The following is a 16,800-nucleotide window of genomic DNA, read 5'->3' as shown; positions in this document are numbered from 1 at the left end:
TTATTGGTAAATGGACTTCAGGTATTTAATAGTGTCTACGATCCGGGTGATCGCCGTCTCCGTCCGCTCTTCGACGGGCAGCGACGTGTCTTGCTTGAATTCGCGGGTGAGCTTTTCAAAGTCGCCAATCAGATTCGAGAATTCATTCACGTATCCCCAGCGCCCATCGTCCAACTCGTCAAGCGTCTTTACCAATTCAATCTTCCCATCCATCCGGGCGATATCTTTGGCATGTTTTTGCGTTTGCACCCTCAGTTCACCCGCTCTCTCCGCGAGACGGCTGTACGCTGCAAGCATGTTGAGATAAGAAATGGCCTCCCCAATACCAGAGATCAATTTTTTAAGCGTATCAATGGCCAACAAGGCGATTTGAATCTGCGGCGGCGCCAAACCCAGGGCGTTCAAATTTTCCAGCGATAACTTCGCCTCCTCACCGATTTTTTCGACTCCGGCCTTTCCGATCAAATCAATCGCCTCGGACACGGACTTCATCTGCTCGCTCAGTTCAACTAGCTTTTCATCGGTTTTAATCTTGAGTTCTTCAGTGAATGCCCGATCCTGCTGCAGTGTAACGACCCATCCTTGCGAGGCGTCCCTGTCATAGGGGACGCTAACACTCTTATGAAGACTTTTTAAATCTTCCGCTTGCGCGGATATTTTATTGAATACATTTTTGAGCTCCGCCTCCATGTCCTCATGAACCTCCTCCACATCGTCCGGATAATCCAGCTCTGCCTGATAGGCTTTGAGTTTTTTCTCGGCACGCTCCAAATGGATGTGGGTTGTCTGAGCCTGATTACGCAGTTCGAATGTTGTCCTGTTGATAGCGAGCGTCAGATCATTCATTACTCCGACTGTGCCGGGCAGGTAATCGAATTGTTCGAAGAGCATTTGCGCAGACGTGTTCGTTCGTTGCACTCCGGCATTATGACCACGCAAGCTCTCCATATTAAAAGAGGCGTGATACGAATCATTAAATAGCAAACTCATGGCCATCTTGCTCCAAAAAACTAAAGGATTACCCGCATGCTCCTTATCAGCCTCTGCGAACACAGCAAGCAATTGATCCGAGCTCACCTTTATTTGTTCCCACGGGGCAACGATACTGATTATCTGATTTTTAAACCGTCTCAAAGACGTCGCTTCATCCAGCACATCGACCTCTTTTACGGAGGCAGTGATGTAGGTACTCAACGCATTCCACACCAACATAAGATTTTGAGTCGCGACCTCAGCTTCGATTGCAACGTAGCTCAGGTTTTGAAGATCATCACGCACTTTATTCAAAGAACTCAACGTCTGGTTTTTGCTGGCCATAATTTGATTAGCGGCTTTTTGCAATTCCTTCAGTTTATTACGTTGACTGCGTATCTGCTCAGCCTTGATACCCTGATAGATGCCGAGAATCAACCCGCCAACATTGAGGGTCGCTGCCGCCTCAATCGCTTCCTGAACCAGTCGATCGTATTGTTTGTTGAGTTCGTCTATTTCCGCCGAGCGCTGATCGATCTCTTTTTGCAGAACTTGAATATCGGACTGATACGTATTCTTTGAAACAAATTCCAATCTCAGCTTTATTTCCGGCAGTACTTTCTCGCGCATGTCGGTGCCAAAACTGTCCAATTGTTCTCTGACATCCTCGGCCTTTTTATGGCATTCCCTGACCTTCGTCAGCAAGTCATTGAGGTAGTCCTTGATTTCCGGAACATCTCCCGGAGGCAAAGCAAGATCGGGAAGATTCGGAATCCGGAGTTTCAGCTTCTGATACTCCTCTGGCGTATTGATATTATGCTCTTCCAGGTATTTCGACGCTTTGAGGTCATCATAAACCTCTACAATTCCGTTACCCGTCCGGATAATGCTGCCGGCAAAAATCTTGAGGTGGGTGCCTGTCAGCATTATTTGCTCGCGCAATGGCGACCAGCGCTTGGCATGGTCATATGTCATGGTGAAGGTGCGTAGAAAATCCCTGGCAGTAAGCCCCACGCCGCCCCCATCACCCACACCATAATTTAAATAGGCAACGACATCTTGTAGCCGAACGGGAAGAGACAGACCCAAGGCTTCATACTTCCTTAAACTGATGATCTGCTCTTTGGTCAACTGCATTCCGGGTGCCCGGTTGTATTCTTCACCCTCACCCAGCGATGCGTTTATAAATACCTGAGGCGCTTTTACAGCGGCCTCGACCACCTTGTTATCGGTCTTTAGTTCCATCAGAGACTCCTTGTCTTCTTCAGAATTTAATTTAAATTCACTTTATTCACGACACTAATTAGCCGGTTCCTCCGAGCCAATACGCACATCGCGAACACCCACCTTAGTTCACCGCAACGAACACCAACAAGCCGATAAATATTAAAATTCAAGACAATCAACACAACAACCGGATTTCAACTCAGGGCAATTGAATTCGTTCGACTGGAAGCTTTTATATTTTAACGACGCCGACTCAGTTAAGTTAGCGACAACCGCAAGCTTATCGCCAAACATTACGCATAGCCGACGACCGCGTTAACCTGTTCGGGTAACGCTCTCTATCGTGCAATATTCTTGATAAAGCGAAATTTCGCGACCCAGACAGTGAGTAGCAACCCTCTACCGTTAAAACGCGACCACCTGAGATAGCCGCTGCCGATAAGCATCAGCCATCCCGCGGATGTGTGGATGATTTGCGCTGAGCAATGATTCAATGCTCACCCGCAAGAAGTTCACGTTTCCCCCGGCCAGTGCCTCGCGCAACCAACCCAGCGCATCTTCGATCCGCCCTTCATCGGCCAGTATTGCTGCATAACTGAACTGACCACGAAAATCCCCACCCTCGGCCGAGCGTCGATACCATTCCCGAGCCGCAAACTGATCCTGCGGGCAGTGACGTCCCTCTTCCAGATAGCGGCCCAACAAGTTCATGGATTTGGCGTGGCCCTGCTCTGCGGCGTGACGATACAACGCCAGGGCTTGCGCTTGGTTCTCTGTTATCCCGCGTCCGGTGGCGAGCAGGTTGGCAAGGTTGTACATCGCCCAATCCAGCCCCGCTAGCGCCGCCATCCGGTAATGCCGCGCAGCCACTGAAGCATCCGCTGCACAGCCCCAGCCATGTTCAAGACAACGACCCAGCATGTTGCGCGCCATCAGATGCCCCTGACCGGCAGCGATTTCAAACCAGCGTACGGCCAGCGGTTGATCCCGGGCGATGCCCCGGCCATCGAGCAGGATCTGCCCAAGTAACGCTTGCGCCTCAACCACGCCCTCGCCAGCCGCCAGCAGAATCGCCTGCGCCGCACGGGCCGGGCTTTCTTCGAGCATGGCGCTGAGCCGCTCGCCGTCGAGGATTTCCTCGCGGCGCAAACGAAAGTCCGTCACTTACACCTCGACCCAGCGACGCAGCAGGTTGTGATAGGTGCCGGTCAGGCGGATCAACGACGGATGATCCGGCATGTCCTGAGTCAATTGCTGGATCGCCTCGTCCATCTCGAACAGCAAAGCGCGCTGGCTATCTTCGCGAACCAGGCTTTGGGTCCAGAAGAACGAGGCATAACGTGTACCGCGAGTGACTGCGTTGACCTTGTGCAGGCTGGTGCCCGGATAGAGCACCAGGTCGCCGGCCGGCAATTTCACTCGTTGGGTACCGAAGGTGTCCTGAATTTCCAGCTCGCCACCGTCGTACTCGTCCGGGTCGCTGAAGAACAACGTGGACGACAGGTCGGTGCGAACGCGCTCGATGCTGCCTTTGGGCTGACGCACGGCGTTGTCGATATGAAAATCGAAACTGCCACCTGCGGTGTAGCAGTTGAGCAGCGGCGGGAAGACTTTGTGCGGTAACGCCGCTGACATGAATCGCGGATGTTTCCACAACCGCTCGAGCATCGCCGCGCCGATTTCCTGGGCCAGCGGATGGCCTTCCGGCAGCTGCAGGTTGTGCTTGGCCTTGGCCGATTGAAAGCCTGCGGTGATCTTGCCATCCGCCCAGTCAGCCTGCTCCAGAGCCTCGCGAATGCGCTGCACCTCTTCACGGGAGAACAAGCCGGGAATATGCAGCAGCATGGGGCAATACCTGAAAGCGAAAGGGTCTTAATGGTATTGATTCTTATTGGCTATGTAAAATCGGCATGACGAACGAGTCCGCAAAAACCGTAAGGAAAAATTGTAAAGAATGTAAATTTGATGCAAATAGCAATATATCTCAATTGATACAAATACGTGTTTACCCTATATTCCGCGGCCTCAAATCCTTGGGGAGGGGAATTCACAATGTCACGCCAGCTACCACAATCACCGGTCAGTTCACCGCGTTTACTCGCTTCTGCAATGGGTGTGGCAATCACTGCCAGCTCTGCAGCGCACATGGTATTCGCCGCAGAAAAGACTGACGAAAAAGCGCCGCGCAATGCGATTTCCCTGGATGCCACCAGCGTTACCGGTGAAGCCCAGGACTCAACCTCCTACCAGGTCGAAAAAGCTTCTTCGCCCAAGTACACCGCGCCGCTGATTGATACCCCGCGTTCGGTGACCGTGATTCCACAACAGGTCCTCAAGGACACTGGCGCCCTCAACATGCAGGATGCGCTGCGCACAGTTCCAGGCATCACTTTCGGTGCCGGTGAAGGCGGCAACCCGCAAGGCGATCGTCCGTTCATTCGCGGCTTCGACGCTCAGGGTGATACGTATCTGGATGGCGTGCGTGACACCGGCTCGCAGAGCCGTGAAATTTTTGCCGTTGAGTCGATCGAAGTCAGCAAAGGCCCGAACTCCGCGATAGGCGGTCGTGGTGCAGCCGGTGGCAGCATCAACCTGGTCAGCAAAAAAGCGCACTTGGGCGATTCATTCGACGGTGGCTTCACCTGGGGCTCGGACCAGACCCAGCGCTACACCCTGGACAGCAACTACCAGTTCAGCGATACCGCCGCTGGCCGCCTGAACCTGTTGAGCCACGAAAGCAACGTCGCCGGCCGCGACAAAGTCGACTACGACCGTTGGGGCATCGCGCCGTCGCTGGCCTTCGGCCTGGGCACCGACACCCGCGTCAACCTCGACTACTACCATCTGCAAAGCAATGACCTGCCGGATTCGGGTATTCCGTACACCGTACCCGCTTCGGGCAAGACCGCTGATCGCACCAAGAGCAACCCGGACAAACCCTACGCTGGCGGCGACAGCAGCAACTTCTATGGCTTGACCGACCGCGACTTCCGCAAGACCCGTACTGACACCGCGACCTTCGCGATCGAACACGATTTGACCGACGCGCTGACCATCAAGAACACCCTGCGCCACGGCACCAGCATGCAGGATTACATCCTGACCCAGCCGGACGACAGCAAGGGTAACGTGAACAACGGCAGCGTCTGGCGTCGTGCCAACACCCGTGTCAGCAACGTGGCGACCACCACCAACCAGACCGATCTGTTTGGCAACTTCTACATCGCCGGCTTCAAGAACAGCTTCTCCACCGGTGTCGAGTTCACCCGTGAAGAAGGCGAGAAGTCCTCGTACAACGTGAACACCGATACCACGCCAGGATCGCCCGCTACATCGAGCAGCAACTGCACGCCGTCGATGATCGGCGCGTCCAGCGGCTACAACTGCACCTCGCTGGCCAACCCGAACCCGAATGATCCGTGGAACGGCGCGATTTCGCGCAACTACGCCGGCACTGACACCACCGCCAACACCCGTGCCCTGTACGTGTTCGACACCCTGGAACTGTCGCCGCAATGGCTGGTGAACATGGGCCTGCGTTACGACCACTTCGACACCCGATACAAGACCTTCACTGCGGCAGGTGCCACCACTGCCAAAGGCGCTGACACCAGCGAGTTCGTCACCGGTCAGCTGGGCGTCGTCTACAAACCGGCTGAAAACGGCAGCATCTACGCCTCTTACGCGACCTCCGCCACACCACCGGGCAACACCCTGGGCGAAGGCATGGACGGCAACCCGTTGTCGGGGACCACGGATCGCAACGGCAACCTGCTGAGCAGCGACATGGAGCCGGAAACCACCAAGAACTACGAAGTCGGCACCAAGTGGGACCTGCTCAACGATCGTCTGTCGTTGACCGCCGCCCTGTTCCGTACCGAGAAAGAGAACGCACGCGTACAGGTTGATACCACTTCCTACGCAAACGCCGGCAAAACCCGCGTTCAAGGTATCGAACTGTCGGCAAACGGCAAGATCACCGACAAATGGCAAGTCTTCGCCGGCTACGCCTACATGGACAGCGAGCAAGTCGATGGCGGCCCGCTGAACCACGCCACCGATGGCAACCAATTGCCTAACACCCCGAAAAACAGCGCCAGCCTGTGGACGACTTACAACGTCACGCCGAAGCTGACCCTGGGTGGTGGAGCGTTCTATGTCGATGACGTGTTCGGCAGTGTGGCCAACACCACCATGGTCAATTCCTACGTTCGTTACGACGCGATGGCCAGCTACAAGTTGAGCAAAAACGTCGACCTGCAACTGAACCTGCAGAACCTGACCGACGTGACCTACTACGACAAAGCCTTCGCGACCCACTTCGCCAACCAGGCGCCGGGCCGCACGGCATTGCTGAGCACCAACTTCCACTTCTGATAAAGAACGAAGCCGCCAAGCCCCGCCCATTCAGGTGAGCGGGGCTTTTGTGTGTAAAAAGGAATGTTTCTCGACAACTCACGGCATAATGCGCGCCTTGAGATTTTATTGAACAAACAGTTTCAGACGAACAAGGCGGTCGATGTGTTGAAGAAAACCCTGTTCCAGCTGCATTGGTTCTTCGGCATCAGCGCGGGTCTGGTGCTGGCCTTGATGGGCATTACCGGTGCGGCGGTGTCGTTTCAGGATGAGATCCTGCGGGCGCTGAACCCGCAGGTCCTGCTGGTTGAGAAGCAGGTCGCCGGCGTGCTGCCGCCGGCCGATCTGGTGGCCAGGGTCGAAGCCACTGAAGGCAAGAAAGTCGCGATGCTCTGGGTCGAAACCGAGAGCGGCTTTGCTGCACGCGTGTTCTTCACCCCGCCGCCGGGCGAGCGCCGTGGCCAGATGCGCTACGTCGATCCGTACACCGGCGATTACATGGGCGATGCCGTTGGCCAGGATTTCTTTGGTCTGATGCTGCAACTGCACCGTTTTCTGGCGATGGGCGACACTGGCCGGCAAATCACCGGTGCCTGCACACTGATTCTGATTTTCTTCTGCCTGTCCGGGCTCTACCTGCGCTGGCCGCGTCAGGTCGCGAGCTGGCGTGCCTGGCTGACCCTCGACTGGGCGAAGAAAGGTCGCAGCTTCAACTGGGATTTGCACTCGGTCGCCGGTACCTGGTGCTTGCTGGTGTATTTGCTGGCAGCGCTGACCGGGTTGTCCTGGTCCTATGAATGGTACAACAAGGGCCTGAGCAAACTGTTGTCCGACGCGCCGCAAAACGAGCGCGTCAGGCAGGGTCGTGGTGCCCCGCCACCGGCCGGCCCCGCGCCGACCGCCGATTACAACGCGATCTGGAGCAGTATCTACAGCACCGCCGGCCCAGGCCTGAGCGCCTACAACGTGCGCATGCCACCGGTGGCCGGACAGCCGGCGACCGTGTTCTATCTGTTGAAAAACTCGCCCCACGACCGGGCGCTGAACCAGATCACCCTCGACCCGGCCACCGGTGTTATCAGCCGCCACGATCGCTACAGCGACAAGAGCTTCAAGGCGCAACTGCTGACCAGTATCTACGCGCTGCACGTCGGCAGTTACTTCGGCCTCGTCGGGCGAATTGTGCTGATGCTCGCGGCGCTGAGCATGCCGCTGTTTTTCATCACCGGTTGGTTGCTGTACCTGGATCGTCGGCGCAAGAAACATCAGATCAAAAACGCCCGCAAAGACCTGGTGCACACCACCAGCGATACCCCGGCATGGCTGATCGGTTTCGCCAGCCAGAGCGGTTTTGCCGAACAATTGGCCTGGCAGACCGCCAGCCAGTTGCAGGCCGCCGGGTTGCCGGTAAAGGTTCAAGCGCTGGCGACTGTGAGCGAGCAGGATCTGCATGAGTCGAGCAACGCGCTGTTTGTGGTCAGCACCTTTGGCGACGGTGAAGCACCGGACAGCGCCCGTGGTTTCGAGCGCAAGGTGCTCGGTCGGGCTCTGAGCCTTTCGAGCCTGAACTACGCGGTGCTTGGCCTCGGTGATCGGCAGTATCAACACTTCTGCGGCTTCGCCAAACGCCTGCACAGCTGGCTTTCGGAACACGGTGGCACCACGCTGTTTGCCCCGGTGGAAGTCGACAGCGGCGACCCTTACGCCCTGCGTCATTGGCAACAGCAACTCGGTCAACTGACCGGACAGCCGCCAGTCGATACCTGGAAAGCCCCCAGCTACAGCAACTGGACCTTGAGCAAGCGTGAACTGCTCAACCCCGACAGCAGCGGCGCCGACGTTTACCTGCTGGGCCTGACGGCGCCCGACACCAGCAGTTGGCTGGCCGGCGACCTGGTTGAAGTGCTGCCGCGCAACTGCCGGGGAGCGATTGAACAGTTCCTTGAAGGGCTGGGCATCGCCGGCAACAGTCGGGTGCAACTCGATGGCTTGCAGGAACCCCTGGAACACGCCTTGGCCAGCCGTCAGTTGCCGGAGAATCGTGTGCATCTGGTCGGCTTGCACGCTCAGGCGTTGGTCGACGCGCTGGTGCCATTGGCCATGCGCGAATACTCGATCGCCTCGATTGCCGCCGACGGCGTGCTCGAACTGCTGGTGCGTCAGGAATGTCATTCGGATGGCAGCCTGGGCGTCGGCTCCGGCTGGCTGACCGAATACGCGCAACTCGGTGGTGCCATCAGTCTGCGGGTGCGGCGCAACAGCGGTTTCCATCTACCGACAACGCCCGTGCCGATGATTCTGCTGGGCAACGGCACCGGGCTGGCAGGCCTGCGCAGCTTGCTCAAGGCACGAATTGCCGAGGGCCAGACACGCAACTGGCTGCTGTTCGGTGAACGCAATCGCGAGCATGACTTCCTCTGCGGTGATGAACTGGTGGAATGGTTGATCGCCGGAGACCTGGAGCGCCTGGACCTGGCGTTTTCGCGGGATCAGACCGAGAAGATCTACGTCCAGGATCGCCTGCGCCAAAGAGCCATCGAGCTGAAAAAATGGCTGGCGGACGGTGCATCGATCTACATCTGCGGCAGCCTGAAAGGGATGGCGTCGGGGGTGGATCAGGTGCTCAACGAGCTGCTCGGTGTTGATGAAGTCGAGCGGTTGATCGAGCAGGGCCGCTACCGGCGCGACGTCTACTGACAACACAAACCCAATGTGGGAGCGAGCTTGCTCGCGATGACGGTTCAACATTCAACATTGATGTTGTCTGCCCGACCGCTATCGCGAGCAAGCTCGCTCCCACACCAACCCGCTCTCAAACCGGCTGCAACTTCTGCTCAAACACCGCCACCCCATCCAGATCACGCAGGATCACGCTCATTTCGCTGGTCTGTCCATCGATATTCACCTCGCCAAAAAACTGAAACCCGGCAAACGGCGAAGTGTTCTGCGCCGGCGGGGCTTTCTCGAATACCACTTCGGGGCCGAAGGTTTTATCCAGTGGATTGGGTCCGAAGCTGCCGGCATTCAACGGCCCTGCGACGAACTCCCAGAACGGCTCGAAATCCTGAAACGCTGCGCGATCCGGGTGGTAATGGTGAGCGGCGCAGTAGTGCACATCAGCCGTCAGCCAGACGAAGTTGCGCACTTGCTGTGCCCGCAAGAAACCCAGCAATTCAGCGATTTCCAGCTCGCGGCCCTGGGCCGGGCCAGGGTCACCGTTGGCCACTGCTTCCCAGCGCGGTACGCCGGGGCTGACTTCGCCATCCGGCACGCCGAGGCCAATCGGCATGTCGGCGGCGATGACTTTCCACTGCGCGCCGGAGTTCTTCAGTTCACGCTTGAGCCACTCCAGTTGCTCGCGCCCGAGAAAGGCCTTTTCGCCGCCCAGATTGTCGTCGTTAGCTCCGCGATAGCTGCGCATGTCCAGCACGAACACATCCAGCAGCGGCCCGTAACCGAGCTTGCGATAGATCCGCCCACCGTTGTCGGCAGCCTGCAAGCGCATCGGTGCATATTCGAGCCAGGCTTGCCGTGCGCGGCCGACCAGGCTGTGGATATCCTTGCTTTGGTAACGATCGTCGAGCTGCTTACCCGGCGACCAGTTGTTCACCACTTCGTGGTCGTCCCACTGCCAGATCTGCGGCACTTCGGCGTTGAAGCGGCGGATGTTTTCGTCCATCAGGTTGTAGCGATAATTGCCGCGATACTCGTCGAGGGTTTCCGCAACTTTGCTTTTGGCCTCAGTGGTGATGTTGCGCCACACCCGACCGTTTTCGGTGGTCAGTTGCGCCGGTACCGGGCCGTCGGCGTAGATGGTGTCGCCGCTGTGGATAAAGAAGTCCGGCAAGCGCAGGCGCATGGCTTCGTAGATGCGCATGCCACCGATGTCCGGGTTGATTCCGAAACCCTGACCGACAGTGTCGCCGCTCCAGACAAAACGGATGTCGCGACGGGTCTGCGGCACGCTGCGCAGGTGACCGAACCACGGTTCGCTGGCCGCACCGCATTGAGCGTCTTCGAAGTACACGCGATAGAAGATCGCCTGATTGGCGGGCAATCCGCTCAGCTCGACCCGGGCGGTGAAGTCGGTGCGGGCATCGGCCAACGGTGAGACAAAACGCCGAGGGTTGCTGAACAGGCTGCGAGTGTCCCACTCCACGACCATCCGTGCCGGGCGATCGCTGCGGCTCCAGATCATCGCCCGGTCGCCCAGCAGGTCGCCGGACTGCACGCCATCGGTAAGCTGTGGACGATCCTTGACCGAGGCGATCACCGCCGGAGCCAGGCCAGGTAACAGCAACCCGGCACCGACGGCCTGCATCACTCGACGGCGTCCCAAGTCGAATTCGCTCATGGTGTTCTCCCTGAAAAGGAAAACTTAACCATGGCTGTGTGAATCAGGTGTGACACAAAAGTCCACCAGTGCCACTGGTCCCCTTGTGGGAGCGAGCTTGCTCGCGATGAGGCCATCACATTCAGAAGGGATGCTGCCTGCTAGACCGCTATCGCGAGCAAGCTCGCTCCCACAGGGGTAGATGTCAGGCGTTCGCGGGTTCCAATGCCAACTCGACGACTTCCGGACGCTTGACCAGCGCATAGACCACCGCCGTCAGCAAACTCCCAGCAACAATCGCCAGCAAGTACAGCAACGCATGGTTGATCGCATTCGGGATCAACATGACGAACAGCCCACCGTGAGGCGCCATCAGTTTGCAGCCGAAATACATCGACAGCGCACCGGCCAACGCACCACCGGCGATGCTCGCCGGGATCACCCGCAACGGGTCCTTGGCGGCGAACGGAATCGCCCCTTCGGAGATAAAGCACAACCCCAACACCAAGGCTGCCTTGCCGGCTTCACGCTCGGTCTGGGCAAACTTGCGACGGGCGATGAACGTGGCAATGCCCAGGCCAATCGGCGGCACCATGCCAGCAGCCATGGTCGCGGCCATCGGTGCATAACTTTGCGACGCCAACAGCCCTACCGAGAACGCATAAGCGGCCTTGTTGATCGGCCCGCCAAGGTCGACGCACATCATGCCGCCGAGCAATACCCCCAGCAGAATCGCATTGGTGGTGCCCATGCTGTCGAGGAAATGAGTCAGGCCTTCGAGCAGTCCGGCGACCGGTTTACCGACCACATAAATCATCACCAGACCGGTGAACAAACTCGCCAGCAACGGGATGATCAAGATCGGCTTCAGCGCTTCCAGACTTTGCGGCAAGCGCGCATAACGATTGATCGCTTGTGCCGCGTAACCGGCGATGAAACCGGCAATGATCCCGCCGATAAAACCGGCGCCCAACGTACTCGCCAACAGACCACCGATCATCCCCGGCGCCAGGCCCGGACGGTCAGCAATCGAGTAGGCGATGTAACCTGCCAGTAGCGGCACCATCAACTTGAACGCGGTATCGCCACCGATCTGCATCAGTGCCGCCGCCAACGTGCCCGGCTCCTTGAACGCAGTGATGCCGAAGACAAACGACAGCGCAATCATCAAACCACCGGCCACCACCATTGGCAGCATGAACGAGACGCCCGTCAGCAGGTGTTTGTAGACCCCGGTTTTCTCTTGTTTGGCCGGGCCTTTGGCGCCGGTCGACGCGGTTTCTTGCGTGCCTTCGGCCAAGGCCTTGTTGAGTGTGGCTTCGGCCTGCTTCAGGGCAATGCCGGTGCCGCAGCGGTAAATCTTCTTGCCGGCGAAACGCTCGGTAGCGACTTCGATGTCCGCCGCCAACAACACCACGTCGGCATCCGCGATGGCTTGCGGGCTCAATGGATTACGCGCACCGACCGAGCCCTGGGTTTCCACTTGCAAGTCATAACCCAGACGCTTGGCCGCTTGCTGCAAGGCTTCGGCAGCCATGAAGGTGTGAGCGACACCGGTCGGGCAAGCGGTGACCGCCACCAGGCGCGGTGCGTTTTTGCTGACCACAGCGGGCTCGACGACGGCTTGCGGCGCGACGTACACCTGAGCTTCTTCAGCACCACGGCGCAGCACCGCATCGACGTCTTGCAGGGCTTGGGACGGCGTGCTCTGGAACACCCGTTTGCCGACAAACCGCGACATCTCCACAGTTCCGGTGCTGACCAGCAGCACCCACTCGGCATCCTCGAGCGTCGCAGCGGATAACTGGCGTTCCGGGTGCGCGGCGTCGTGCACTTCAACACACGTCATCCAGCCCTGACGCTGCGCTGCCGCATCCAGCAAACGGGCGCACAGCACACTGGTGACCATGCCATTCGGGCAGGCAGTAACAATGGCTAACTTCATGACCAACCCTCTTATTGTTCTGTCAGGAGGCGCACACGCACGCCCTGTTCGAGCTGCGCCAGTTGCGCGGCGTCGCCGATACCGAAACCGATCTGGGTGACCGCCATGGCGGCAATCGCCGTGGCGGTGCGCAAAGTCTGCTCAGGCGTATCGGCACTGAGCAAACCGTGGAGCATGCCCGCCAGCAACGAATCGCCTGCGCCTACCGTGCTGGCAACGCTGACCCTGGGTGGCGTCGCGTGCATCGCCGAACCGACACTGAACCAGTTCACGCCGTCGGCACCGTGGGAAATCACCACGTGTTCGATACCTTGAGCGTGCAAGCGGCTCGCCGCTTCGGCTTGAGCGGTCACCGAAACCACCTCGCAGTCCAGCGCGTCGGCCAGCTCTTCGGTGTTGGGTTTGATCAGCCACGGGCCAGCCGCCAGACCTGCGCGCAAGGCTTCGCCGCTGGTGTCCAGGGCGACTTTCAAACCCTTGGACTTGAGGCGCAGCAACAGTGCCTGCAACCAATGCGCACTGACGCCTCGCGGCAAACTGCCGGCGACCACCACCGCATCATGGCCCATAGCAATCTGATCCAGACGATCGAGCAACGCCTGCTGCGCGACCTCATTGACCAGCGGCCCCGGACCGTTGAGGTCGGTGATGCGCCCGTCCGCTTCTGCCAGTTTGATGTTGCTGCGGGTTTCCCCCGGCACGCGGATAAACGCATCGACAAAACCACGGCGGGCGAACAACGCTTCGAACGCCTGAAGATTGTCCTCGCCGAGAAAGCCGCTGACCGTCAGCTGATGCCCGAGGTCCGCAAGCACCTGCGCCACATTCACGCCCTTGCCGGCGGCATGGGTGTGCATGGCGTCGCTGCGGTTGACTTGACCCGGTTCCAGACGCGGTAACTGAACGGTAAGGTCCAGCGCCGGATTAAGGGTAAGAGTCAGGATTTTGGCCATTACAAAGCCTCCACTAATGCGCGCACTTCATTCGCGCTGCCCACGGCCAGAGCCTGTTGGGCCAGATGTTTTACCTGCGCAAGACTCAGCTCACGGACCCGTGCCTTGACCTCGCCGATGCTGCGCGCCGAGACGCTCAATTCGTCCACACCCAAGCCAACCAACACCGGCACGGCCAGCGGGTCCGCCGCCAGTTCGCCGCACACCCCCACCCATTTGCCATGGGCATGGGCGGCACGCACGGTGATGTCGATCAGTTGCAAGACCGCAGGATGCAAGCCGTCGGCCTGGGCCGACAGGGTCGGGTGACCACGGTCGATGGCCAGGGTGTATTGGGTCAGGTCGTTGGTGCCGACGCTGAAGAAGTCGACTTCTTTGGCCAGGACCGGCGCCAGTAAGGCTGCCGACGGCACTTCGATCATGATCCCCAGTTGCAGGTCGGCCACCGGGATTTCCAGACGCAGGCGCTCGGTCATGTCCCGCGCCTGACGCCATTCATCGACGCTGCCGACCATCGGGAACATGATCCGCAACGGACGGTTATCGGCGGCACGCAGCAAGGCACGCAACTGCGCTTCCATGATCTGCGGACGCTGCAATGTCAGGCGAATCCCGCGTACGCCGAGGAACGGGTTTTCTTCCTTGGCAATCGGCCAATACGGCAACGGCTTGTCACCGCCGACATCGAGGGTCCGCACCACCAGCGGCCGTCCGGCCAGGCCATCGAGCACCCGACGGTATTCGGTCTCTTGAGTGGCTTCGTCCGGCGCTTGCGGATGGGCCATGAAAATCAGTTCGGTGCGCAGCAGACCAATACCTTCAGCACCCTGCTCCACCGCGCTGACCACGCCTGCGCTTTCGCCAATGTTGGCGAACACTTCGACCGCATGGCCGTCAAGGGTCAGCGCCGGTTGGTGACGCTGGGCCGCTGCGGCTTGCAGACGTTGTTCGCGGTTGTCACGTTCTTCGGCGGCACGCTGCAACGTCGCAGCATCGGCGTCGACATGCAGCCGACCGCGTTGACCATCGAGCAGCAACGGCGTGCCCGGCGCCAGCAGCAACACCGCCGCGCCAGCACCGACCAGCGCCGGAATGCCCAGGGCCCGAGCGACGATCGCGCTGTGGGCGGTGGCACCGCCGCGCGCGGTGAGAATGCCGGCCACCCGCGTCGGATCAAGGCGCGCTACATCCGATGGACCGACTTCATCCATCACCAAAATGTACGGCTGATCCGGTTCGCTCGGGGTTTCGATGCCGCACAGTTGTGCCAGCACCCGCCGACCGATATCACGCAAGTCCGCTGCACGTTCGGCGAGCAAGGCGTCCTGCAAGGATTCCTGTTGTTTGGCTGCCGCGTCGATCACCGCCATCCACGCAGCTTCAGCGCTCTCGCCTTGCTTGAGGCGAGTGTCGACTTCGTCGGTCAGCTCCGGGTCGTCGAGCATTTCCTGGTGGGTGATGAAAATCTCGCGAATGGCCTTGGCCTTGCTGCGCTGGATCAAGCCTTCGATATCGCGACGAACATCGGCCAGGGCGGTTTTCAGACGCTCGCGTTCGATGGCCGTGGACTCGCCACGCAATGGGTAATCGATCGCTTGCAGCACGTGGATATGCGCAGGGCCAATGGCAATCCCCGGTGCAGCGGCGATGGCCTGGATCACACTGCCCGAGGCTGGAGCGAGCAAAACGGTGGTGACTTCGGCGATGACCTCACTCGGTGCGCTCGCAGTCGGCAAGGGCTCAATTTCTTCGCCCAGACCTTCTTCGATAGCCGCCAGCAACGCTGGCAAGGCATCGGCGGCAATGCTCGGCTCGGCGATCAACTCCAGCACCTGGCCCCGACGGGCGCCGAGGCTGAGCAGTTTGCTCAAGCTCTTCACCGACACTGCGCTGTCCTGACCGTCGACGATGCGTACGCGGATCTCGCCTTCAAAACTTTTCGCCAGTTGCGCGAGGATCTTTGCCGGTCGTGCGTGCAAACCGTGGGCGTTGGCCAGGGCAATGCGGGCACTCGGCCAATCGGCTGGCAACTCGCCGCCGAGCACTTCCAGCACCGCACGGCGGCTGGTGGCGCGCCCCAGCTCGTGGCCACGGCCTTCAATCAGCAAGGCGCAAAGGCGCTCGAGCAGGGCTTGATGCGCCTCGCCGAGGCTGGCCAGACAGAACAGCCCGCTCAGCGGCTGGCCAAGGTAACGAATAGGTTTGTCCGGGGTGACGAAGGCCAGGCCCGGGCGCTTGACCGTTTGTTCGCTGTGCAACCACCACAGACCATCGCCCAACGGTAGCGCTTCGACCTGCTGCAATACCGCAGAGAAGCCATTGCTCACGCAGTCGGCCTGACGCAACAACCGCGCACCGCGCCAGACCAGCTCTTCGAAATCGTCGGCGGATACACCCAGGCCGATCATTTGTGCATCCAACGCCAGCTCTTGCGGCGCACCTTGTAGCAGTTTCAGCAGGGCGTCGCTGCTGCTGGCACGGCGCAAGGCCTGGCCGAGATCGGTTTCACCGAGGGCGCGGGTCAGCAATTGCAGCAGGCGCAAATGTTCGTCGGATTTGGCCGCGATACCGATCGCCAGGTACACGATGTGGCCATCGCCCCAATCCACACCTTCGGGGAACTGCAACAAACGCACGCCGGTGGTGTGCACCAGATCGCGGGTATCGGGGGTTCCGTGGGGGATCGCAATACCTTGGCCGAGAAAGGTCGAACCCTGGGCTTCACGCGCCTGCAATCCGCTGAGATAACCCTCGGCCACCAGGCCATCGGCGACCAGCCTGTCGGCCAGCAAATGCAATGCGGCGGCTTTATCCACAGCCGACTGGCCCATGGATATCTGCTCTATGGTGAGCTCGAGCATGCTTTCTCCTTTTTGGCGCGGGATCGCACCAGGTATTGTTTTGATTGAATCAGTTTAGGCTTTATTCAGAGCACTCTTTTTCAGAGCATCCTTTGTCGGTTTCACGGCAGAACCGGCAAAAAGAGCCAATAGCGAAGAAAATACGCTTGCTGA

9 protein-coding genes are annotated in these 16,800 nt (G+C 59.1%); 2 read left to right on the top strand and 7 right to left on the bottom strand.

The annotated features are described in order from the left end of the window. The 3 genes from BK659_RS06275 to BK659_RS06265 form a co-directional block, all read right to left on the bottom strand. Positions 1 to 2,217, bottom strand: coding sequence for an alpha-xenorhabdolysin family binary toxin subunit A (locus tag BK659_RS06275; protein WP_123424231.1), 2,217 nt, complete (start codon positions 2,215 to 2,217; stop codon positions 1 to 3). A 387-nt stretch (positions 2,218 to 2,604) separates the two neighbouring features. Further along, on the bottom strand, positions 2,605 to 3,363 hold the full coding sequence (locus BK659_RS06270; RefSeq protein WP_259740215.1) for a tetratricopeptide repeat protein: 759 nt from the start codon (positions 3,361 to 3,363) through the stop codon (positions 2,605 to 2,607). Next, entirely contained in the window at positions 3,364 to 4,044 is a 681-nt protein-coding gene (locus BK659_RS06265) for a Fe2+-dependent dioxygenase (RefSeq protein WP_123424230.1), read from the bottom strand. Positions 4,045 to 4,251: 207 nt separating this feature from the next. Between BK659_RS06265 and BK659_RS06260 the strand changes: the two genes are divergently transcribed. Beyond that, complete coding sequence (locus BK659_RS06260; protein ID WP_123424229.1) at positions 4,252 to 6,576, top strand: TonB-dependent receptor; 2,325 nt, start codon at positions 4,252 to 4,254, stop codon at positions 6,574 to 6,576. 144 nt (positions 6,577 to 6,720) lie between these two features. Continuing rightward, on the top strand, positions 6,721 to 9,252 hold the full coding sequence (locus tag BK659_RS06255; protein ID WP_123424346.1) for a PepSY domain-containing protein: 2,532 nt from the start codon (positions 6,721 to 6,723) through the stop codon (positions 9,250 to 9,252). A 115-nt stretch (positions 9,253 to 9,367) separates the two neighbouring features. Here BK659_RS06255 and BK659_RS06250 read toward each other — a convergent pair whose 3' ends face one another. From BK659_RS06250 to ptsP, 4 genes are all read right to left on the bottom strand, one after another. Next, positions 9,368 to 10,909 carry an alkaline phosphatase D family protein gene (locus BK659_RS06250; RefSeq protein WP_123424228.1) on the bottom strand — a complete coding sequence of 514 codons (1,542 nt, stop codon included), beginning with the start codon at positions 10,907 to 10,909 and terminating at the stop codon, positions 9,368 to 9,370. 184 nt (positions 10,910 to 11,093) lie between these two features. Beyond that, complete coding sequence (locus BK659_RS06240) at positions 11,094 to 12,833, bottom strand: PTS fructose-like transporter subunit IIB (RefSeq protein ID WP_123424227.1); 1,740 nt, start codon at positions 12,831 to 12,833, stop codon at positions 11,094 to 11,096. An 11-nt stretch (positions 12,834 to 12,844) separates the two neighbouring features. Next, positions 12,845 to 13,786 (bottom strand): 1-phosphofructokinase, encoded by a 942-nt coding sequence (gene pfkB / locus BK659_RS06235; protein ID WP_123424226.1) that lies wholly within the window; start codon positions 13,784 to 13,786, stop codon positions 12,845 to 12,847. Continuing rightward, on the bottom strand, positions 13,786 to 16,647 hold the full coding sequence (gene ptsP, locus BK659_RS06230; RefSeq protein WP_123424225.1) for a phosphoenolpyruvate--protein phosphotransferase: 2,862 nt from the start codon (positions 16,645 to 16,647) through the stop codon (positions 13,786 to 13,788). Before ptsP ends, pfkB begins: the two co-directional genes overlap by 1 nt. Positions 16,648 to 16,800: the final 153 nt, after the last annotated feature.

Origin of the sequence: Pseudomonas brassicacearum (assembly GCF_003732225.1) — a bacterium.
GTDB classification, from domain to species: Bacteria; Pseudomonadota; Gammaproteobacteria; order Pseudomonadales; family Pseudomonadaceae; genus Aquipseudomonas; species Aquipseudomonas brassicacearum_E.
The sequence above is the reverse complement of the archived record's forward strand: the minus strand, read 5'-3'. Positions and strand labels throughout refer to the sequence as shown.